At 45.2% G+C, this 19,465-nt stretch carries 19 protein-coding genes; 13 read left to right on the top strand and 6 right to left on the bottom strand.

What is annotated here, in order from left to right; translation table 11 throughout:
• Window position 1: 1 nt before the first annotated feature.
• The gene (gene dbpA, locus ACPUEK_RS14575) at window positions 2-1,369 is read right to left on the bottom strand and encodes an ATP-dependent RNA helicase DbpA (protein WP_067098655.1); all 1,368 of its coding nucleotides are present in this window, start codon (window positions 1,367-1,369) and stop codon (window positions 2-4) included.
• 122 nt (window positions 1,370-1,491) lie between these two features.
• Here dbpA and ACPUEK_RS14570 point away from each other — a divergent pair, with 122 nt between their 5' ends.
• The 5 genes from ACPUEK_RS14570 (at window position 1,492) to ACPUEK_RS14550 (ending at window position 6,907) form a co-directional block, all read left to right on the top strand.
• Window positions 1,492-2,073: an ACP phosphodiesterase gene (locus tag ACPUEK_RS14570; RefSeq protein WP_425641179.1), complete on the top strand. Its 582-nt coding sequence runs from the start codon at window positions 1,492-1,494 to the stop codon at window positions 2,071-2,073.
• Window positions 2,074-2,383: 310 nt separating this feature from the next.
• The gene (gene ylqF, locus ACPUEK_RS14565) at window positions 2,384-3,373 is read left to right on the top strand and encodes a ribosome biogenesis GTPase YlqF (RefSeq protein WP_425641178.1); all 990 of its coding nucleotides are present in this window, start codon (window positions 2,384-2,386) and stop codon (window positions 3,371-3,373) included.
• Window positions 3,374-3,384: 11 nt separating this feature from the next.
• Window positions 3,385-3,765 (top strand): YacL family protein, encoded by a 381-nt coding sequence (locus ACPUEK_RS14560; RefSeq protein WP_067038783.1) that lies wholly within the window; start codon window positions 3,385-3,387, stop codon window positions 3,763-3,765.
• A 66-nt stretch (window positions 3,766-3,831) separates the two neighbouring features.
• Entirely contained in the window at window positions 3,832-4,422 is a 591-nt protein-coding gene (locus ACPUEK_RS14555; protein ID WP_067038781.1) for a hypothetical protein, read from the top strand.
• Between the two features lie 127 nt (window positions 4,423-4,549).
• Window positions 4,550-6,907 (top strand): fatty acid cis/trans isomerase, encoded by a 2,358-nt coding sequence (locus tag ACPUEK_RS14550; RefSeq protein WP_425641177.1) that lies wholly within the window; start codon window positions 4,550-4,552, stop codon window positions 6,905-6,907.
• A gap of 67 nt (window positions 6,908-6,974) precedes the next feature.
• Here the strand turns inward: ACPUEK_RS14550 and ACPUEK_RS14545 are convergent, their stop codons facing one another.
• A complete protein-coding gene (locus ACPUEK_RS14545; protein ID WP_425641176.1) occupies window positions 6,975-7,694 on the bottom strand; it encodes a 3-deoxy-D-manno-octulosonic acid kinase in 720 nt (239 codons plus the stop codon).
• 103 nt (window positions 7,695-7,797) lie between these two features.
• Here ACPUEK_RS14545 and ACPUEK_RS14540 point away from each other — a divergent pair, with 103 nt between their 5' ends.
• Window positions 7,798-8,814 (top strand): glycosyltransferase family 9 protein, encoded by a 1,017-nt coding sequence (locus tag ACPUEK_RS14540; protein WP_425641175.1) that lies wholly within the window; start codon window positions 7,798-7,800, stop codon window positions 8,812-8,814.
• Here the strand turns inward: ACPUEK_RS14540 and ACPUEK_RS14535 are convergent.
• Window positions 8,806-9,765, bottom strand: a complete 960-nt coding sequence (locus ACPUEK_RS14535) for a methylenetetrahydrofolate reductase (RefSeq protein ID WP_067038773.1) — start codon at window positions 9,763-9,765, stop codon at window positions 8,806-8,808. The genes ACPUEK_RS14540 and ACPUEK_RS14535 overlap by 9 nt on opposite strands.
• A gap of 156 nt (window positions 9,766-9,921) precedes the next feature.
• On the opposite strand from ACPUEK_RS14535, the gene ACPUEK_RS14530 reads away from it, so the two are divergent.
• The 4 genes from ACPUEK_RS14530 (at window position 9,922) to ACPUEK_RS14515 (ending at window position 13,176) form a co-directional block, all read left to right on the top strand.
• The gene (locus tag ACPUEK_RS14530) at window positions 9,922-10,470 is read left to right on the top strand and encodes a DUF1285 domain-containing protein (protein ID WP_425641174.1); all 549 of its coding nucleotides are present in this window, start codon (window positions 9,922-9,924) and stop codon (window positions 10,468-10,470) included.
• Between the two features lie 68 nt (window positions 10,471-10,538).
• Window positions 10,539-11,873, top strand: a complete 1,335-nt coding sequence (locus ACPUEK_RS14525; RefSeq protein ID WP_425641173.1) for a DEAD/DEAH box helicase — start codon at window positions 10,539-10,541, stop codon at window positions 11,871-11,873.
• Window positions 11,874-11,932: 59 nt separating this feature from the next.
• Complete coding sequence (gene gcvA, locus ACPUEK_RS14520) at window positions 11,933-12,829, top strand: transcriptional regulator GcvA (protein ID WP_306455688.1); 897 nt, start codon at window positions 11,933-11,935, stop codon at window positions 12,827-12,829.
• A 62-nt stretch (window positions 12,830-12,891) separates the two neighbouring features.
• Complete coding sequence (locus ACPUEK_RS14515; RefSeq protein ID WP_067220288.1) at window positions 12,892-13,176, top strand: pyrimidine/purine nucleoside phosphorylase; 285 nt, start codon at window positions 12,892-12,894, stop codon at window positions 13,174-13,176.
• Window positions 13,177-13,248: 72 nt separating this feature from the next.
• Here ACPUEK_RS14515 and ACPUEK_RS14510 read toward each other — a convergent pair whose 3' ends face one another.
• On the bottom strand, window positions 13,249-14,898 hold the full coding sequence (locus tag ACPUEK_RS14510; RefSeq protein WP_067220110.1) for a lytic transglycosylase: 1,650 nt from the start codon (window positions 14,896-14,898) through the stop codon (window positions 13,249-13,251).
• Between the two features lie 58 nt (window positions 14,899-14,956).
• Window positions 14,957-15,736, bottom strand: coding sequence for a hydroxyacylglutathione hydrolase (gloB, locus tag ACPUEK_RS14505; RefSeq protein WP_425641172.1), 780 nt, complete (start codon window positions 15,734-15,736; stop codon window positions 14,957-14,959).
• Between the two features lie 84 nt (window positions 15,737-15,820).
• Between gloB and ACPUEK_RS14500 the strand changes: the two genes are divergently transcribed.
• From ACPUEK_RS14500 to dnaQ, 3 genes are read left to right on the top strand one after another with little or no spacing between them, the layout of a single operon-like run.
• Window positions 15,821-16,558 (top strand): class I SAM-dependent methyltransferase, encoded by a 738-nt coding sequence (locus ACPUEK_RS14500; protein WP_067220116.1) that lies wholly within the window; start codon window positions 15,821-15,823, stop codon window positions 16,556-16,558.
• A gap of 4 nt (window positions 16,559-16,562) precedes the next feature.
• A complete protein-coding gene (rnhA, locus tag ACPUEK_RS14495; RefSeq protein ID WP_425641171.1) occupies window positions 16,563-17,006 on the top strand; it encodes a ribonuclease HI in 444 nt (147 codons plus the stop codon).
• Window positions 17,003-17,734, top strand: a complete 732-nt coding sequence (gene dnaQ, locus ACPUEK_RS14490; protein ID WP_425641170.1) for a DNA polymerase III subunit epsilon — start codon at window positions 17,003-17,005, stop codon at window positions 17,732-17,734. Before rnhA ends, dnaQ begins: the two co-directional genes overlap by 4 nt.
• 65 nt (window positions 17,735-17,799) lie before the next feature.
• On the opposite strand, the gene nhaB is transcribed toward dnaQ, so the two are convergent.
• Complete coding sequence (nhaB, locus tag ACPUEK_RS14485; RefSeq protein WP_067220124.1) at window positions 17,800-19,305, bottom strand: sodium/proton antiporter NhaB; 1,506 nt, start codon at window positions 19,303-19,305, stop codon at window positions 17,800-17,802.
• Window positions 19,306-19,465: the final 160 nt, after the last annotated feature.

Below are 19,465 nucleotides of genomic sequence, written 5' to 3'. Positions count from 1 at the left end.
ATTAACGAAGGACGCGAGATTTAATGGTGCGGCCCTTAATTTTTTTGTCGGAAAGGGATTTCACAATTTGTCGGGCTTGGCCTTTTTCAACCGCTACATAGGCCTGAAAGTCAAAGATATCAATTTTCCCGACAGCACTTTTCTCAAGGCCGAGGCCTGCGGTTAAAGCGCCTAGAATGTCGCCAGCGCGTAGTTTGTTTTTCTTGCCTGCATCGAACAAAATAGTCGCCACTTCAGGCTGTAATTGATAGCTGCTTGGGCATGTTTTCAAGTCTAAAAACTCGGGTTCAATATTAAAACGTGTTGCGATGTCAGCCAATTTTCGATCATCTCGGTCGGTAATAAAGCTAACGGCGATACCTTCAGCACCAGCGCGACCCGTACGACCGATTCGGTGTGTATGCACATCCGTATCACGTGTTGTGTCGTAGTTAATAATCAAATCGATTTCTTTTACGTCGATACCACGAGCGGCGACATCGGTAGCGACTAATACTGAACAGCTTTTGTTAGAAAAGCGCACCAACACTTGGTCACGTTGCTTTTGTTCAAAATCACCATGAATGGCTAAAGCACTGATGTCATGATCGACTAGCCACTCGGCAACGTCGTCACATTCTACTTTTGTGTTACAGAATACAATGACCTGAGTCGGCTCAAAATGCGCTAAGGTGTCCAGTAGACGATTAGGTTTTTCTGGGTTGTTTGCGCGAACAAAGTATTGATCAATGTTTGGGCGCGTTTCTTCTGCGACTTCTACTTTCACGAAACGAGGCTGACGTTGGAACTCATTACTAATACTAGCGATGTTGTCACTGTACGTGGCAGAGAAGAGCAATGTTTGACGAGATTTAGGAGTCATCTCAACAATGTCTCGAATACTATCGATAAAGCCCATGTCTAACATGCGGTCGGCTTCATCAAGTACGAGATTATTCACGCCACTTAGGTCTAAATGGCCTTTGCGCAAATGTTCCATAATGCGTCCAGGAGTACCGACTACAATATGAGCACCGTGTTCTAAGGAAGCGATTTGTGGTCCAAACGGCATGCCGCCGCAAAGTGTTAGTACTTTAATGTTTTCTAAATAACGTGCCACTTTGCGAATTTCTTTGGCAACTTGGTCGGCTAATTCACGTGTTGGACACATCACTAGACTTTGGCAACCAAAGTAGCGCGGGTTCAATTGCATCACCAAGCCGATCGCAAAGGCCAGCGTTTTACCACTACCTGTTTGTGCTTGTGCGATCACGTCTTTGCCATCTAGCACGTCAGGCAGAGCTTGCTCTTGGATAGGGGTAAAGGAGTGAATGCCCATATCCGCTAAAAGCTGGGTAAGTTTTGGTGGTAGTGTTTCAGAAAGCTGCATGGGTGTTGGTGCGTTCAAGAGATGATCCAATTGATTAAAATTTGTTGCAGTCTAGCAAATTTTATTGATCGTCACTATTTATAGGTTGCAAGTATGCTGATTAAAATTTGTAAGAGTTTGTTGTGAATTACGTTGCTCATCTCCATTTAGCCAAGATTACCCAAACTTCCTATGCCGGAAGCCTGTTAGGGGATTTTCCGTGGCAGCCAGACCCTAGTGCGCCAAAGCTATTGCAAGGTTGGCGTTTGCATCAAGCCGTTGACACGTTTGTTGACGCACACACTGAATCCGATCGCTTTAAATCTATGCCAAGGCAAGGCCGTCGACGTTTTGCTGGAATCGTACAAGATATTGCGATGGACTATTGGCTGATTCGCCATTGGGCGGATTATGACGTACAGCCGTTTGATGCGTTTGCTTCAGAGGCCGTATCGGCTCTGATCGCCGATAAGGCCTATTGCCCTGAGCGTTTGCAACGCATGATTACGTCATTAGAAGACTATAATTGGCTAAAAGAGCTGGGCACTTACGAGGGAGTCGAGCGGGCAATCCATTCGATTCAGAAGCGCTGGACATTGGGGCATTATTTGGCCCCCTTTATTGATGAATTGGATGTGCTGCTAGAGCAAGCTCATGTGCCGTTTAATCGGTTGTATCCTGATGTTATTAACGAAGCACAAAAAAGGGTTTTAGAGGGGATTTGAAAAAGAAAAGCCGCAGCGAAAAGACGCTGCGGCCTAAGGGGCGATAGCCCGATCGAGAGAACACCCAGAGAGAGCTTCAAGCGCCTAAACACCTGATGTTTCTGGATGTTTTGCAGTATAGGGGGGGAGCGATTTTAGTGTTTTGACGCAGGTCAGCTTTAGGGGTCGATAGGATTTAAAAGGCTTTTCTGCTTTGACTTGCACTCGAATGGTTTGTTTTTAAAGTTCGGTACGGAGTTTTTGCCGTAGTGCACTAAACTTTGTGGTAGACTGCGCGCCAATTTTTGAATCGTAACAAAGAGGTGAGAACGTGAGCGTTCAATGGTTCCCTGGGCACATGAATAAGGCTCGACGAGAAATCGAAGAGGTCATGACCCAAGTAGACCTGGTCATCGAAGTTTTGGATGCACGTATACCAGACTCGAGCCAAAACCCAATGTTAACCACATTGCGTGGCGATGTGCCGGTTTTACGTTTGTTGAATAAAAAAGACTTAGCCGATCGTAGTCGCGTCGACCTATGGTTAGAGCACTGGCGTGAAGCGGACCAAATCACTGCTTATCCATTTAGTACGCAGGATAAAGCCGACTTAGCAAAACTGTCAGGTTGGGTGCAAAAGCTTGTGCCGCACCGTGGTTCGGCGGAAAAGCCGATTCGTGCCATGATTGCAGGCATTCCTAATGTCGGAAAGTCCAGTTTAATGAATGCTTTGCTGGGTAAGCGTGTTGCTAAAGTGGGTAATGAGCCTGCTGTGACAAAAGCGCAGCAGAAGTTGCGTGTCAGCGATGGTTTTCAAATCTTAGACACTCCGGGTATTTTGTGGCCAAAAATTGAAAGCCCTGATGCCAGCTATCGTCTTGCGGTGACTGGAGCGGTGCGTGATACCGCGATTGACTATGAAGATGTAGCCATTGTTGGCCTGAATTTCTTCATATCCGATTACTCTGATGCCATGATGGCCCGCTACAAGCTTAAATCTCCGCCTGTTGACGCTGTCGAGACGTTGAAAATCATTGGTTCTAAGCGTGGTGCGTTGCGTTCCGGCGGCAAAGTCGACATGCATAAAGCAGCCGAAGTATTTCTTGTCGATGTTCGAAGCGGCGCTATCGGCCCCTATGTTATGGAGACGCCTGACATGGTGGCGCAAGAATGGGTCAAAGTTGAGCAAGTGAAGGCGGCGAAAGAAGCGGCTCGTAAAGCACGTCTTGCGGCCGCCGTGCCACAGCGACAGCAACAAAAAAATGTGGAATACCGTCAAGATAAACATGACAGTGCGCCAGTTAGCGATGATAAAGGGTGAGGTATTGCTCTATGGATTATGAAATAGCATTTGATCAAGAAGAAGGCGCATACCGCGTGATCGCGGAAATAGAGTTTGCCGCCATTGCTGAATGGGTCAGCGAGTACCTAAAAGATAAAGAAGCGGTGCAGCGTGTATGGCAGGCCGCTTCGTTAGCTGAAAAGGATAACGAAATTACTGAGTTTCAACATGGCATTTTTCATGTGCTGATCAGTCCAGAAGGCGTCGCTGTTAAGCGTCGTGTGGATATGAGCCAAGCTGAAGACGAAATCAAAGCGATGTTTGATACTCAGAGTGGTTTCTTTCAAGCGTCAAATGATGGTGTTGAATCCGAGTGCGGGTTAGATGATCTAATTGATTTGATTGAAAATTGGCATGATTTTCAGCAATGAGTTGTCCCTTTGTTAGCCAAGGTTTAAACTAGCCACTGTTTTTAATGATGTCCTTTAGGAGCCATTATGCTCATCGAATTGGAAAAAGCCCGAACGCGTAAGAATGTCGTACGTATCTTTCGCGAAGAAATCGACGGACCAGATAATTGGACTGACGGTTTTATTATTGCGGCAAACGAAGAAATGGTACTGATGCAGTTAGTGGACGACGGCGTTCACCTGAATGGGTATCAAGTTCTATTTTTGGAAGACATTAGCGATTTTATGCATCCTGCACCGTTTAATGATTTCCAAAAGCGTGTCCTAGAGCTTCGTGGGGAAGATATTGAAGATCCTGAAGTAGAGCTTGAGGACTTGGCTGTTTTGCTAATGGATGTCAGTGAAGAATACGGTCTAGTGACACTTCATCGTGAAGAAGTCGATCCAGATGGCTGTGAAATCGGTCGCGTGGTTCGTGCAGACTCAACGACGTTTGAATTAGAAGAAATTGGTTCCGATGCGCGTTGGTTTGATGAGACTTACGAATATGACCTATATGACATTACTCGTATCGAATTCGGTAGCTCCTATGAGGATGCCTTGTTACTGGCCAACGAAGACATGGGCGAAGACGCTTATGAATTGGTTGAATTTGATGACGAAGAAGAAACAAAATAACGCTTTCTTGTTAAGGCGTTAATTAAAAGGGGGAAGTTCGCTTCCCTTTTTTTGTTTTTGTACAGAGGGTAAACCAAATGTTTTGTTTAAACGTAAAGAAAATTTAAGAACGAGTTAGGATGAGTGGATGAAGTTGATTTCGAGATGGTCTTTAGTGCTGTTATTAGTCGTATTGTCTGGTTGTGCCGTCTATGCGACCAATAATCTAGATGACGTGTTTGGTCCCGCTGATATTGAAAACCGCCAGGTAACGTCTAAGGCTATTCCGGATAATTTCTATCAAGACCAAGTTAAGCCGATTCTTGAAAGCCGTTGTATTAATTGCCACGCCTGTTATGACGCTCCTTGTCAAATTAAATTGACGGCGTTCAGTGGCATTGAACGTGGCGGCAGCAAAGAAAGGGTCTATGAAGGTGACCGTCTTCTTGCTCTAAAGCCTACACGGTTATTTGAAGATGCTCGAACGACTGAAGAGTGGCGCGAGAAAGGATTTTACCCCATCTTAAATGAACGAGAGCAAAGCCCCGCAGCCAATTTGCAGGGCAGTGTAATGTATCGAGCCATTGCATTACGTCGTCAACAAGGTGCCTTCCAAACTGATGTCCTGCCTGCTGATGAGTACGACTTCTCCTTAAATCGTGACCAAGTTTGTCCAGCGGTTGAAGAGTATTCCAACTTCGAACAATCGCATCCCACATGGGGCATGCCTTATGGCTTGCCTGAGTTAAATGATCGCGAATATGACATACTAACAACATGGCTAGCAAAAGGTGCGCTGATGAATGCCACTGCTAATGTTCCTGTAAGCGTGTCTCAGCAAGTGCAGACGTGGGAAAGTCGCTTTAACGGCGACTCAATGAAAGAGCAGTTGGTTAATCGTTATATTTTTGAGCACATCTATCTTTACAGTTTATATTTTGATGATGAAGCGCGTTATACGTTCAAATTAATTCGCTCAAGTACGCCTCCTGGAGAACCTATAAAACGTATTAGCACTCGACGTCCTTATGAAGATCCCAGCGTGGACAGAGTGTACTACCGACTTTGGTTGGACCCAGAGAGTCGTGTACAGAAAACCTTTATTCCGATGCATCTGGATGAGGCTCGTTATAAACGTTGGTCTGCTTGGTTCTACGGCGAAAAATATGACGTGACTGAACTTCCAGGTTATGACGTTGAAATTGCCAGCAATCCATTTAAGGCGTTTGAGCAAATCCCAGCAAACAGTCGTTATCGGTTTTTGTTAGATCATGCGCAAAATACCATTATGGCCTTTATCAAAGGGCCTGTCTGTCGAGGTCAGGTCGCCGTTAACGTAATCAATGAGCAGTTCTGGGTTTATTTTGTTGATCCAGAGTTCGAATTACATAACATCGGTAGTGACTTCTTACGACAAAATGCGACATCGCTGGGCCTGCCTGCTTCGCTAAGCAATAATGTGCTGCCGATTTCAACCTGGATTAAATATTCAGAAAAGCAGAAGGATTATCTTTCTTCAAAAGCGCAACTGATTGATAACATGGGTCAAGAAGGGATGGAGTTCACCACATCAATGATTTGGGACGGTGAAGGACGGAACCCTAATGCTGCGCTGACCGTGATGCGTCATTTTGATAATGCTACGGTAGAAAAAGGTTTGGTAGGACCTTCGCCTAAGACAGCATGGGTGATTGATTATCCACTGCTAGAGCGTATTCACTATCTATTGGTGGCGGGTTTTGATGTCTTCGGTAACGTTGGGCATCAGTTAGTGACACGCCTCTATATGGATTTTCTCCGTATGGAAGGCGAGATGAATTTCTTGATGTTCTTGCCACGAGATGAGCGCGCCGCGGTTCGAGAATACTGGTATCGCGATGCCGATCAGACAATCAAAGATTATATTTTCAGTGACTTATTGAAAATTGATGTGGCGTCAGCGGTCGATTATCAAACCGATCACCATAAAGAAGAGTTGTTTGCTTTAATCAAAGAGCGTTTAGCTCCGGTATTAAGTCGTCGGCACGAATTGTCCCAGTCCGCGTTAAGCGCTGATTCTCAAGAAATGTTGCTGAGCTTACAAGCACTGCAAGGAAAAAGTGCGTCCGTGTTTCCAGAGCTTGCAATGTTGATGATTACACGAGGCGATCAGCCAGCGGAATTGGCAACCATTATTCATAATCGAGCCCATTCAAGTATCACCAGTTTGTTGGATGAAGAATCGACTCTTTTACCAGAGGAAGACACGTTAATCGTAGCGCGAGGTATTGTTGGAGACTATCCAAATGTGTTGTTAAAAATGCGTGAGCAAGACATACCAGCTTTTGTTGGGATGGTTAAAGAACTTCGCTCGGAAAAGGACTATGCAGAGTTGTTGAATCAATTTGGTGTACGCCGAACCAGCAGTGAATTTTGGGCGACCAGCGATGAAATTGCGCGTTTAAATAAAGCGATGAAGCCTTTGTCGAGCGGCATCTTAGACTACAATCGCTTAGAAAATCGCTAACGTTAAGTAGTGTGATGAATAATGAAAAAAGCTTTGTTGGTTGCCCAGCAAAGCTTTTTTGATTTTATTAAGACTGGCTATTATGATACCCGTCTAATAAATGTTGCCAAGCTTGAGTAGAGAACTCGAAGCGATTGAGTTTGTTTAGTTCTTTTTCAAATGAGCGGTGTAAGCGCTCTAGGTTGTCTTTTTTCCAGCGGCCTTGATTGCTCTTTATCGCGCATTTATCAAAATCGATCAGCCATACCTTTTTATCCTGATCAAGCATGATGTTGTGACAGTTCAGGTCACTGTGATAGACGTTTTTATCATGGAAGCGTTTGATGGTGTGGCCAATTTGGCGCCAAGTGTCCATGCTTAAGGTGTGTTGTTGCAACATCTCAAATAAGTCTTGAGCTTTAGGGATCACTTTTGTAAGCAACCATGCTTGGTAAAACACGCCTTCTCTGCGCACCATCCCGGCAATAGGTGTCGGAGTAGGGAGGTCAAATTGCTGCAGCGTTTCCAGTAAAGCGAGTTCCTTAAAGGCGCGAGTTTGCTCCATTGGCTGAGCTAAGAATTTAAATTTATTAAACTTTGCGATCAGTCCACCGCGCCGATACTGGCGCAAAACAGCTGCGCCTTGCGGAGTGTCTAAAAACCAAACGGTACCACGCCCTGTTGCAGTATGGGTAAGTTTGCCTTGTGCTTGCCAGTACTCGGGTTGGAACCAATCCTTGGTGACCCCTTTGTAATTGGGGCTGATAAAAACAATGTCGCTACTTGCGGTCGGGTGAATGCTTGGCATGTAAATAATCTAAAAAAATGAATGAGATGACGCAATAAAAGCGTCATTTTGAGCACGGCTATTTTATAATAGTTCTCATATATAAGCAGCCCCAGAGGAACAAATGGATCAGACAATTCAGAATATCGCTGTGGTACGCCTCTCAGCACTTGGGGATGTTTGTCATGCTATGGCGGTGGTCGCCGCGCTTCAAAAGCGTTATCCCAAAGCTAGGATTACTTGGATTACAGGTCCCCTGGAAGCGCAGCTGGTGCGTTTGTTACCTAATATTGACGTGCGAGTATACGAAAAACGATCTGGTATAAAAGGCATGCTTGCTTTACGTCGGTCTTTGGTGACGACTAAGTTTGATGTATTGCTGCATATGCAATGGTCTCTAAGAGCCAGTTTGTTAACAAAAATGCTAAAAGCGACCCGAAAAATAGGCTTTCATAAAGCCTATTCCCGTGAAAAACAGCATTGGTTTGTCAATGAATTTGGTGTTGTGCCTCGTTCTCCTCATGTGTTGGACTCATTCTTATCGTTAACAGCTAAGTTAGATGTTCATGAGGTTACGTTACCTTTGCCACTGACGTTGGCTAAGCAGCCTGCGGCTTTGAAAAGTCCCTATGTCGTGATTAACCCAAGCGCCTCCAAAGCGGAACGTAATTGGAAGCTAGATGGCTATAAATCAGTGATCGATTGGTTGCAAGGGCAAGGGATACAAGTGGTTTTGACCGGTGGCCCTAGTGATTTAGAAAAAAGGCTAGCGCAATCCTTGCTGCAAGAGGGTGTAGTGAATCTAGTTGGGCGAACCTCATTGCCGCAAATGTTGAGGGTGTTGGCTGATGCGGAGTGTGTTGTCAGCCCGGATACTGGGCCTGCTCATATGGCAACGTTGGTTGGTACAACCGTGATTGGTTTGTATGCGCATTCTAATCCCATGCGCACGGGCCCCTATAATGATTTAGATAAGGTCGTCAGTGTGTACGAATCATGTGCAGAGAAAGAATACGGAAAGCCAGTAGAGGAGTTGCCTTGGGCGTCAAGAGTGCATGATCCTAACGCTATGACGCTGATTGCAGCCGAGCAGGTCATTGCTCAACTGCAACAAGTGATCAAACCTTCTAATTTAGGCTAGATTTTGTTCCGCAAGCTTAAGGTCTAGTGTGGCCTTAAGTAGCTTGTAAAGGTTGATGGACGCGTCGATTTCTTCCTTGCGGTTGGTCAAACTTTCGATGTTTAGACCAAGCGGAATACCGAGAGGTAATGCCACTTCAATGATCTGCTCTAATGCCGAGCGACAGATCTTGATCGACTCATCTAATGGTAACTCGGCATCCAAAATACGGTGCTTCGTTGCGTCAGGCACTGAAATGCCTAGCCATTCCATAAACTCTAATGTCTTGATGCTACCGCAAGGCGTAAAGGTCAGAATCACCCGCTTTGGTTCTTCGCCGTTGTCACGACAAGTGCGAGCGTATTGGCTTAGCATATCAACAGTTGCTTGCGGGTTGTAGACCGCTTGAGAAACAAAGAAATCACAACCGGCAACGGTTTTGTTGATCAATCGAGTATGCTCATTGCCTTTCGCTGCATGACGCTCTGCAATCGTAACGCCACCCAAATTGAAGTCATGTTGGCTGTTGGCCAATGTTTCGTAGGCCTTCGCAAGAGGTAATACGATTTGACCGTCTGATGAGGGGGCGCCGACCAAAACAATGTCACGAATACCGTACTCATCCCAAGCAGAATCTAGCCACTGATTAAACTCTTCAGTGCTACGAGATGACACACTTTTGTAGGTAATCACAGGCTTAATAGCAAGTGTTTGTAAGCGTTTCGACCAATCTAAAGGGTTGTGAGTTTCCATGTATGGAAATGGACGCGGCTTTGAAATGCGGCTGCTCTCGTCTTGGATGTCGTATACGATTAAGCCATCTACTTCAATTTGGCCTAGGCGGTCCAAAAGTTTTTGGCCGATTTGGTTAAGCTGTTCATCGTCGTTGATTGTATTTTTCGGCGGTGTTGTGCCGATAAAATAAACCCCACGATTTGGGTCTTGAAATTTTCGTGCTAATTCAGTCGTCATTGGGGGCTCTTTTTAAAATAGTTATATCAGCTATGCTGTAAGTGAAGTCTCTATGCTGTGTAGTGTAACAGTGAATCTAATTCAAGATCTCTTTTGGACGTTGAATTATATTGTAGTTAAATTGAATTTCGTTAATCTGCTGTCTAGGAATGTTTCATGCCCCCTATCAATTTAGACCCAATAACATTGGAAGACGGATACCCTCCCGTGGACAAGTGGCATCCAGAGTACTGCGGTACGATGGATATGGTTATTAAAGCTAATGGCGAATGGGTGCATGAAGGCCAAGTGATCAAGCGCGATAAAATGGTGACCTTATTTAGTCGTATTTTATGGCGAGAAGGTGAGGATTACTTTCTTGTTACCCCGTCTGAAAAGGTTCAAATAGAGGTAGAGGATGCGCCGTTTCAGGTCGTTCGTTATGAAGAAAGTGTTGATGAACACGGTCAGCCATTGTGGTGTTTTTATACGAAGACAAATGATGTATTAACCCTTGGCGTGGATGCTGATGTGGCATTGTTTGAATACGATGATGCGCTTTTGCCTTATGTGTCTGTTCGGCATGGTATGTGGGCAAGTTTTCATCGCAATGTGTTTTATCAGTTAGTTGAGCAAGCGTCGGTGGTAAATGATGGCGATACTCAGTTAGTACAATTGATAAGCGCTGGTAAGGCTTACACGATTGGAACTTTTCACGAAATGTAGCGTATTTGTGGTGTCCGAAAAGAGGCCGCCTACGCTATAATGCGCATCCGAAAAATTACTTTTATAAGGTGAAGCGATTGTTATTTTCTGAGTTTGATTTAGATAGCCGATTAATAAACTCTTTTAGTCACTTTGGCTATGAGCACGCCACAGAAATTCAAGCGCGTGCAATTCCAGAGGCGATGACGGGTAAAGACTTGTTGGCATCATCGAAGACTGGCTCAGGTAAAACACTGGCTTACCTGTTACCTGCAATTCAGCGATTATATACGCGTCGAGCACTGGTTAACCGTGATCCGCGAGTGTTGATTCTTGTGCCAACGCGTGAGTTAGCAAAACAGGTGTTTGCTACCTTGCGCACTTTAATCGCAGGCACTCGTTACAGCTCAATCTTGGTGTTGGGTGGTGAAAACTTTAACGACCAGCACAAAAACTTTCAAAAAGACCCTCATTTTGTGGTCGCTACGCCGGGCCGTATGGCCGACCATCTAAAGCAGCGCAATGTCTTTTTAGAAGGTTTGGAAATGCTTATTTTAGATGAAGCGGATCGTATGCTAGACCTTGGCTTTGCCGCAGATCTTCGTGCGATTAATAACGCTGCTAACCATCGTCGTCGTCAGACTTTGTTTTTCTCTGCCACATTGGAAGACACTGAAGTAAATGAAATGGCTCAAGAGTTACTACGCGAGCCTGTTCGTGTGGCGGTTGGACATGGTCAAGATGAGCATTTAGACATTAAACAGCATGTTTACTTGTGTGATCACCTAGATCATAAGCAGGCCTTGCTGCATCACTTTTTTGATACTCTGACTATAAAACAAGCGATCGTGTTTACTGCAACCAAGCAAGATACCGTCCGTTTAGCGGAGCTTTTGAGCACGTGGGGTTTGACAACGGGCAGCTTAAACGGCGATATGAGCCAAAGTGGTCGTTCTAAAGTGATGGACGATTTTTCCCGTGGCAAGTTTAATGTCTTAGTCAGTACCGATTTAGCGTCGCGTGGCCTAGATATTGCTAGTGTTTCTCATGTTTTTAACTTTGATATACCAAAGCCTGCAGAAGAATTTGTGCATCGAACAGGGCGAACAGGGCGAGCAGGCTTTAAGGGAGATGCGATTTCTCTAGTCGGCCCCAAAGACTGGTTTAACTTTAAAGAAGTAGAAGAGTACTTGAAGCGTACGTTGCCAACGTCGACGATAGAAGGGTTGGAGCCAACGTTTACGGGTATTACGCAAAAGCGCGCACCTCAGAAAGATTCTAAACCGAAAGCTTCCATTAAGAAAAAAGCACCGAAAACCCAGAAGAAGCCGACGTCTCGTAAGAAAGCTGTGTTTCATGAGAACGATCAGCAAGGCTTTGAACCGTTTCGTTTACCTAAAAAACAAACGGATCAAGATGGTTGATGGTATTTAAACGCTTGTTTTAGCCCCTTTATATTTATCTGGGTCTTATAAAATTCGGAGTGTCAGCTATTAACAGATTACCGCCTTTAAACTCGCTAAAATGCTTTGAGTCCGCAGCTCGTCATGGAAGTTTCAACAAGGCGGCGCAAGAGCTTAATGTCACGCCTTCAGCGATCAGCCATCAAATTAAAGGCTTAGAAGGTTTTCTAGGCATTGAATTGTTTCGTCGCACAAAGCGCAAGGTGGTGTTGACCGAGGCGGGCGAAAGCTACATTAAACCGATTAAGAAGATCTTCCAGCAGCTTGAGCAGGCGACGGCTGACCTGAAAAGTGCTCAACATGCTGGCTCACTGAAGCTTGCTGTTGCACCCTCTTTTCTCACCCGTTGGCTAATGCCGCGCATGGAGCGGTTTCAAAATCGTTATCCTGACATTGAAATCGAAATTCGTTCCTCCATGGGCTTGATTGATTTCTCATTGGGTGAGATTGATATGGCGGTTTACTTTGGTAATGGTGAATGGGATGGCATAGAAGCGCACTATTTGCGGCCAATCCGGCTGGCGCCTGTGTGTTCGCCTAAGCTAATTAAGCCGAACCAACCGATCAAGGTCCCAGAAGACATGCGTTTTTACCCATTGCTGCATGTGAGCAAACGTGGCGACGAGTGGAATGATTGGCTGCAGCAAAATGGTCTAGATCCGAAAGTATTTCGTCGTGGCTTAATGTTTTCAAGTGGCTCGTTAACCGCAGGTGCAGCAGCGCAAGGGTTAGGCATTGCTTTAGCAGACATTAGCTTGGTGATGCCGGAAGTGGATTCTGGGCAGTTGCAGGTGTTATTTGATAAACATTTAGAGACGAATCGCTCTTTTTACTTAGTGTTTGAAAAGAATCGCGCATTAAGCCCAGCCATGGTCGCGTTTAAAGAATGGATTATCGAAGAAATGAATGCAGGCTGATGTAGTCAGCCATTTTAAAGTGGGCTAGCAAGCTAGCCATGTTTGATCACAGTGAGTGTTTTATGTCTCTACAAGTAAATAGCTATTTTGATGATGCGGTGAAATCGATTGCGTTAGAAAACGCAGAAGGCACGTCTACCGTTGGTGTAATGAACATTGGTGAATACGAGTTTGGTACTTCTCAACGCGAATACATGAGTGTTGTTTCTGGTTCCTTAACGGTCCTTTTGCCGGATGCGACTGAGTGGAAGACGTATGCTAAAGGTGAAACTTTCATCGTTGAAGCTAACCAAAAATTCGGCGTTAAAGTAGCAGAAGTTACCGCTTACTTATGCCGTTACGAGTGATCTTTAAGCAATTCTAAGCATTAAAAAAGAGGCCCATTATCATGGGCCTCTTTTTTTGTCATCGAAAAGGTTTTAGCCACCGACTACGTTTACCAGTAAGGTTACCTTATCACCTGGTTGAACGTATTTCTGACCACCCACTTTCGGGTTCCATTTACGGATATCACCCACGCTCACCTTAAACTTATTTGCCACAACGGCTAATGAGTCACCAGAGCGAATGGTATAAATTACGCGTTTTACGACAGAGCGAGCGCCGCGCTGGCTCGTTTTACCCGCTTCAGGTTTCATCCAAACGGCGAGTTTTTTGCCTGGGATAAGAGGGTCGCCAAGTCCCATACTGTTCCAGCGTGCCAGTGTTTTTGTATCGGTATTATACTTTTGTGCAATACTCCACAGGCTGTCTCCACTCTCAACGGTGTAGTTGACCTTGACGCGGTTAGAGCTTGGCGCACGAGACTGCTTTGACAGTAAGCGTTGATGGGAGCTTAATGTATAGCTGGCGGCGCTTTTGCCTGCTACAGGAATCATAAGTTGCTGCCCAACACGAATCAAAGATGTATCAATTTTATTGATGTCCTTTAAAACGTCCACAGTCGTATTGTGACTACGGGCTACGCCGCCTAAGTTGTCGCCTGCTTGGACGGTATAACGAATCCATGTGACACGCTCTTTTGGCGGTAGTTTCGCCAATTTGGTACGGAAGGCATCTGCGGAATCAATGGGTACCAATAGCTTATGGGGCCCATCTGGTGAAGTCGCCCACTGGTTAAAGGCTGGGTTCAGCAAATAAATTTCGTCGATACTTACGCCTGCCATGTCGGCCGCCTGAGCAAGGTCGATTTGGCCGCCAATATTCACTTCATCAAAGTAAGGTTCATTAGCAATAAAATGTGTCTTATAGTCGTAAGCATCAGGGTCTTTCATGATTTTAGCTAATGCCAGTAGCTTGGGCACGTAAGCACGTGTTTCCGCTGGCAAATCTAGATTCCAAAAGTCCGTCGGTTTACCGGCTTTCTTGTTGCGGCGAATCGCGCGCATGACGGTGCCTTCACCTGAGTTGTATGACGCCAGTGCATGCAACCAGTCACCATCAAACATCTTGTTTAGGCGAGTTAAGTAAGCAACGGCCGCTTGAGTAGACAGTTGAATATCACGTCGGCCATCTAACCACCAAGTCTGCTCTAGGCCGTAGATATGGCCGGTTGATGGGATAAATTGCCACGGGCCGGAGGCGCGTCCATGGCTGTAGCCAAATGGGTCGAAGCCACTTTCGACAATAGGCAATAAGGCAATTTCAAGCGGGATGCCAGCTTCTTCTAACTGCTCAACAATGTAGAACATGTAGCGTTCACCACGCTTAGATACGCGATCTAAGTAGGATTTGTGTGTACTGTACCAGCGTAGTTGCGATTTCAGGCGTGGCTGATCAACGTCTAGGTTAAGTTGGTAACCTGAGCGTATGCGATCCCATATATCTTCTGGCGGTAAATTGGCATCGATATCAACTTGGTTGTCGATGACTTTGGCAATTTTTGCGTCGTCCGAGCGAACAGGTTTGACCGTATCGATGAAGTCGATTTCGTTTGCATCGGCTTCTGGGGCACCAATGGCCTTATTCTCAGCATCGATGTCGGCAATATCCGCAGGTGTATGGGTCAAGGATTGACAGCCCGTTAGGATACTGCCCGCCATAAGGGCGATGAGTATGTTTTTAGTCATTCTGCTCACATTTTATATAAATTTGCCTGCATTCTAATGATTGGCTTTTAGAGATCAACTAAAAGCCGTCTTTGGCGCGTCGAATCTGTGCAAAACCATTGATCAAATCCTGTGCAGGGTCTTCGTTGAGTAGATGCGCAGCTCCAGCGACTACTTGTTGCCAATCGAAGCGCATAAACGGATTTGTTTGCGCTTCCAAGGCGATGGTTGTTGGCAGGGTTGGGATATCTTTTGCCCGTAAGGCTTCTGCCTCATGATTGGCATTCACCAGTGCCGTGTTGTTTGGGTCGATGGCCAGTGCAAAACGGTAGTTAGCAAGAGTGTATTCGTGGGTGCCGTAAACTTGTGTGGCGTGTGGTAGCGCTCGTAAACGAGTCATTGCGTTCAGCATTTGCGCTGGACTGCCTTCAAATAAGCGACCACAGCCACCGCGGAATAGCGTATCACCACATAGTAACTGTGGTGCTTGTTGTTCTGGCTCAGCAAAATAGCAGATATGATCTAGTGTATGACCTGGGGTTTCTAATACGAGAAACTCTTGGTAATGAACGGTTACGCTTTCACCTTGTCTTAATGGATGCGTAACAAGAGTAGGCGATAACGATTCAGGGCCATAAGTAGGGCAGTTGAATTCTTTCTTAAGTGTCTCAACACCACCGGTATGATCTTTGTGGTGGTGGGTAATTAGGATCCCTGCCAGTGTCAGATGTTCTGCTTTGCAGTAGTCGAGGACAACTTGAGCGTCGCCGGGATCAACAGCCCATATTGTCTTTTGCGTAGCGTCTTTAGTGATCCAGATGTAGTTGTCATTAAATGCGGGTAACGGAAAAAATGTCATATGGCCAACGTGTATGTTTAAATATTAATGAATGGGCTACGGCTCATTTTGGTTTTGCAGCCCCGTAACGAAAGAGAGCATTGTATGTTGGATAACCAATCAAGACAATTATTCCAAGATTGGTATGACACTGAATTAGGACAGCGGCTTTTAAACGAAGAGCATGATTTCGTTGAACGTGAGCTGGATAACATGGTGGGTTACTATCTGGTGCAGCAATCTCCGTTAAAACAGCTCACGTTTCATAACCATCGTATGCGAGAAAATATTTGCTTGTCGCCTGTGCTTGAGCTTGGCGCGAGTCAATCTACGGTGGTGGCAAATATGAGCGAACTGCCTTTGGAGTCTGACGGTATCGATGCCATAGTGTTGCATCATACGTTGGATTTATCCGAAAACCCTCATCGTGATTTGTACGAAGTAGCGCGTACATTATTGCCAAGCGGTAAATTGATTATTATTGGGTTTAATCCATTTAGTTTCTGGGGGATTCGTCGGGCATTTTCTAAGCGTATGCGTGCGCCATGGTCCGCCAGTTTTATCTCCCATCGCCGTTTAGACGATTGGTTGAAGGTAGCAGGATTAACCCTCGAAAAAGTTGAGTTTATTGATTACGATATGCCGTTTAAATCCAGTAAATGGCGTCAACGTATGGGCTGGTTAGGGAATTCGCTCAAAGCACTGAAATTGCCCATGGGCAGTGTCTACATTATGACCGCTACTAAGCAAACTCGTCGCTATATTCCTCTTAAACCGCGTTGGAAAGCGACCAAAGTTCGTGTTCCGCCATTGACTAAACCGACCATCAAAGAGATTAAGTAATTTAATGAAAGAAGTAACGCTTTACACCGACGGTGCATGTAAAGGCAATCCCGGCATTGGCGGATGGGGTGCATGGTTAACATTCGGTGCCCATGAAAAGCGATTGTGTGGTGGTGAACATGATACAACCAATAATCGTATGGAGTTGATGGGGGCAATTGAAGGCTTAAAAGCGTTAAGAGAACCATGTCAGGTAGATTTATATACAGACTCTTCTTATGTTCAGAAAGGTATCACGGAATGGCTGGCTGGCTGGAAGCGTAAAGGCTGGAAAACGGCATCGAAGCAGCCGGTAAAGAATCAAGATCTATGGAAGCAACTTGATGAGATGTGCCAAAAGCATCAAGTGGCATGGCACTGGGTAAAAGGCCATGCTGGTATCGAAGGTAATGAGATTGCGGATGAATTGGCCAACCAAGGCATTGATGAATTGAGGGCTAAATCGTGAGACAAGTGGTACTGGATACCGAGACAACAGGTATCGACCCTAAGCAAGGTCATCGCATTATCGAGATTGGCTGTGTTGAATTGGTGGGGCGCAAGCTTACAAAACGTCACTTCCATGTCTATATCAACCCTGAGCGTGAAGTCGAAGAAGAGGCTTTCAATGTTCATGGAATCAGTAATGAATTTCTACAAGATAAGCCTAAGTTTGCGGACGTCGCACAAGCGTTTTTCGATTTCATCAAAGGTGCCGAGCTAGTTATCCATAATGCACCGTTTGACGTTGGTCACATAGATAATGAGTTCTCAAAGCTGGGTGGTTTCCCTAAAGTTGCTGATGTCTGTAAGGTTTTCGACAGCTTGGTTTATGCGCGACGCAAGCATCCAGGGCAGAAAAACAATCTAGACGCCTTATGTAAGCGTTATGGTATCGACAACTCTCATCGAGAGCTGCACGGCGCCTTGCTCGACTCGGAAATCTTAGCCGACGTTTATTTGCTAATGACCGGTGGTCAAATCACGATTGGCGGTTTTGGAGGGGATGGTGACGAAGGTGAAGAAGCTCGATTGGCTGTTCGTCGATTGTCTTCTGATCGCCCGAAGCTGAAGGTGATTAAAGCCAGTGAATCGGAACTTGAGTCACATAACGAAAGACTGGATCTGATTGATAAGAAATCTGGTTTGTCATTATGGCGTAAACTTGAAAACCCAGCTTTGGAGCAGAGCGAATAACAGTCACATCCCTAATAAAAAGGCCCAGTAGAGACATTTTACTGGGCCTTTTTATTTGCTGTGAATTACATGGCTAAGTAACTCACACAAATGCCACCAACTACGGATAAAACAATGGTGTACGGAAGTGCCATCCACACCATTTTGCCATAGGATAGGCGCAACAGAGGGGCAATAGCAGAGGTCAGCAAGAATAAGAAGGCAGCCTGACCGTTAGGCGTTGCCACACTTGGTAGATTGGTGCCAGTGTTTACGGCGATGGCTAATAGATCGAAATGTTCACGTGTAATTAAGCCTTCATCCAAAGCGCTTTTTATTTCGCTGATGTAGACGGTGGCGACAAAGACGTTATCACTTATCGCAGATAAAAGACCGTTTGCAATGAAGAACATTATTGGCTGCTTATCGGTGGGGAAACTCAGTACAAAGTCGATAAACGGCTGAAATAAATGTTGGCTATGGATCACCGATACAACACTGAAAAATACGACTAATAATGCCGTGAACGGAAGCGCCTCTTCAAACGCGTGGCCAATACGATGCTCTTCGGTGATGCCATTCATGGACGTTAGCAGCACAATCACCATCAGTCCAACCAAGCCAACTTCAGCGACATGTAGAGCCAGAGAGAGGACCAGAATAATCGCCACAAGGCCTTGCACAACCAGCTGTGCTTTGTATTTAGCCGTGCTTTTATCCGCTTCTTCGTCAGCGAAGTTTTTCAGAATATTGCGCACGTTTTCAGGAAGCTTGGCACCATAATCAAACCATTTGGTTTTTTCTAAAATAACGACAGTGAGTAGTCCAGCCACAAGTACTGGCATGGACACAGGCGCTATGCGAATGAAGAATTCAATAAAGTCCCAGCCAGCAACGTGAGCGATCAGAAGGTTTTGAGGCTCACCTACTAGTGTACAGACGCCACCTAATGCGGTACCAACCGCACCATGCATAAGCAAGCTACGTAAAAAGGCTCTAAATTTTGCCAAGTCTTCCTGATTGACAGGTAGCACCAACTCATCACCACTTAGGTCATGGGATTTATTGTTCGATTGGTCTGATGCAACCTTGTGGTAAACCGAGTAAAAGCCAACGCTGACACTGATTAAAACAGCGGTCACGGTCAAGGCATCCAAAAAAGCCGACAACAAGGCTGCTGCAAAGCTGAAAACAAGAGAAATGGCTACTTTTGAACGGATTTTAATTAGCAGTTTATTAAAAATAAACAGCAGCATATCTTTCATGAAATAAATACCAGCAACCATAAACATTAGCAGCAGGATGACTTCAATGTTGCTCTCCACTTCATGATAAACCCCTTCACTAGTCGTTAAACCAAGCAAAACAGCTTCTATAGCCAGCAGCCCTCCTGGTTGAAGGGGATAGCATTTTAGCGCCATCGCTAAAGTGAAAATGAATTCAACAATTAATAACCAGCCCGCCACGAATGGTCCCATAGAAACCAAAACAATAGGGTTTAAGATAAGAAAAGCGATGATGGTTTGCTTATACCAGAGGGGAGATGACCCTAAAAAGTTATTGCCGAAAGCTTGAGATAGTGATGCTTTCATTAACAGTGCGCTCCTTAATTATGGCCAAAGCCGTAGTTTTGAGTGCAAATACTAAGCAAATACTGTTTAAAGAGCGACATATAAAGTCAACGAACTCAAAATTAAGTATTGTGAAATGTGTAGTGGGCTCTATTATCATTGGCCGGAAAGTAATTAATAC

Origin of the sequence: Marinomonas gallaica, from assembly GCF_049821165.1 — a bacterium.
In the GTDB taxonomy this organism is placed as follows: domain Bacteria; phylum Pseudomonadota; class Gammaproteobacteria; order Pseudomonadales; family Marinomonadaceae; genus Marinomonas; species Marinomonas gallaica.
This window is presented reverse-complemented; position numbering and strand designations above follow the sequence as displayed.

What these genes read in the sequence shown, in the direction of transcription:
- dbpA (WP_067098655.1), bottom strand. Translation starts at nt 1,369, where the DNA reads ATGCAGCTTTCTGAAACACTACCACCAAAACTTACCCAGCTTTTAGCG.
- ACPUEK_RS14560 (WP_067038783.1), top strand. Translation starts at nt 3,385, where the DNA reads ATGGATTATGAAATAGCATTTGATCAAGAAGAAGGCGCATACCGCGTG.
- ACPUEK_RS14555 (WP_067038781.1), top strand. Translation starts at nt 3,832, where the DNA reads ATGCTCATCGAATTGGAAAAAGCCCGAACGCGTAAGAATGTCGTACGT.
- ACPUEK_RS14550 (WP_425641177.1), top strand. Translation starts at nt 4,550, where the DNA reads ATGAAGTTGATTTCGAGATGGTCTTTAGTGCTGTTATTAGTCGTATTG.
- ACPUEK_RS14545 (WP_425641176.1), bottom strand. Translation starts at nt 7,694, where the DNA reads ATGCCAAGCATTCACCCGACCGCAAGTAGCGACATTGTTTTTATCAGC.
- ACPUEK_RS14540 (WP_425641175.1), top strand. Translation starts at nt 7,798, where the DNA reads ATGGATCAGACAATTCAGAATATCGCTGTGGTACGCCTCTCAGCACTT.
- ACPUEK_RS14535 (WP_067038773.1), bottom strand. Translation starts at nt 9,765, where the DNA reads ATGACGACTGAATTAGCACGAAAATTTCAAGACCCAAATCGTGGGGTT.
- ACPUEK_RS14530 (WP_425641174.1), top strand. Translation starts at nt 9,922, where the DNA reads ATGCCCCCTATCAATTTAGACCCAATAACATTGGAAGACGGATACCCT.
- ACPUEK_RS14515 (WP_067220288.1), top strand. Translation starts at nt 12,892, where the DNA reads ATGTCTCTACAAGTAAATAGCTATTTTGATGATGCGGTGAAATCGATT.
- ACPUEK_RS14510 (WP_067220110.1), bottom strand. Translation starts at nt 14,898, where the DNA reads ATGACTAAAAACATACTCATCGCCCTTATGGCGGGCAGTATCCTAACG.
- gloB (WP_425641172.1), bottom strand. Translation starts at nt 15,736, where the DNA reads ATGACATTTTTTCCGTTACCCGCATTTAATGACAACTACATCTGGATC.
- ACPUEK_RS14500 (WP_067220116.1), top strand. Translation starts at nt 15,821, where the DNA reads ATGTTGGATAACCAATCAAGACAATTATTCCAAGATTGGTATGACACT.
- rnhA (WP_425641171.1), top strand. Translation starts at nt 16,563, where the DNA reads ATGAAAGAAGTAACGCTTTACACCGACGGTGCATGTAAAGGCAATCCC.
- nhaB (WP_067220124.1), bottom strand. Translation starts at nt 19,305, where the DNA reads ATGAAAGCATCACTATCTCAAGCTTTCGGCAATAACTTTTTAGGGTCA.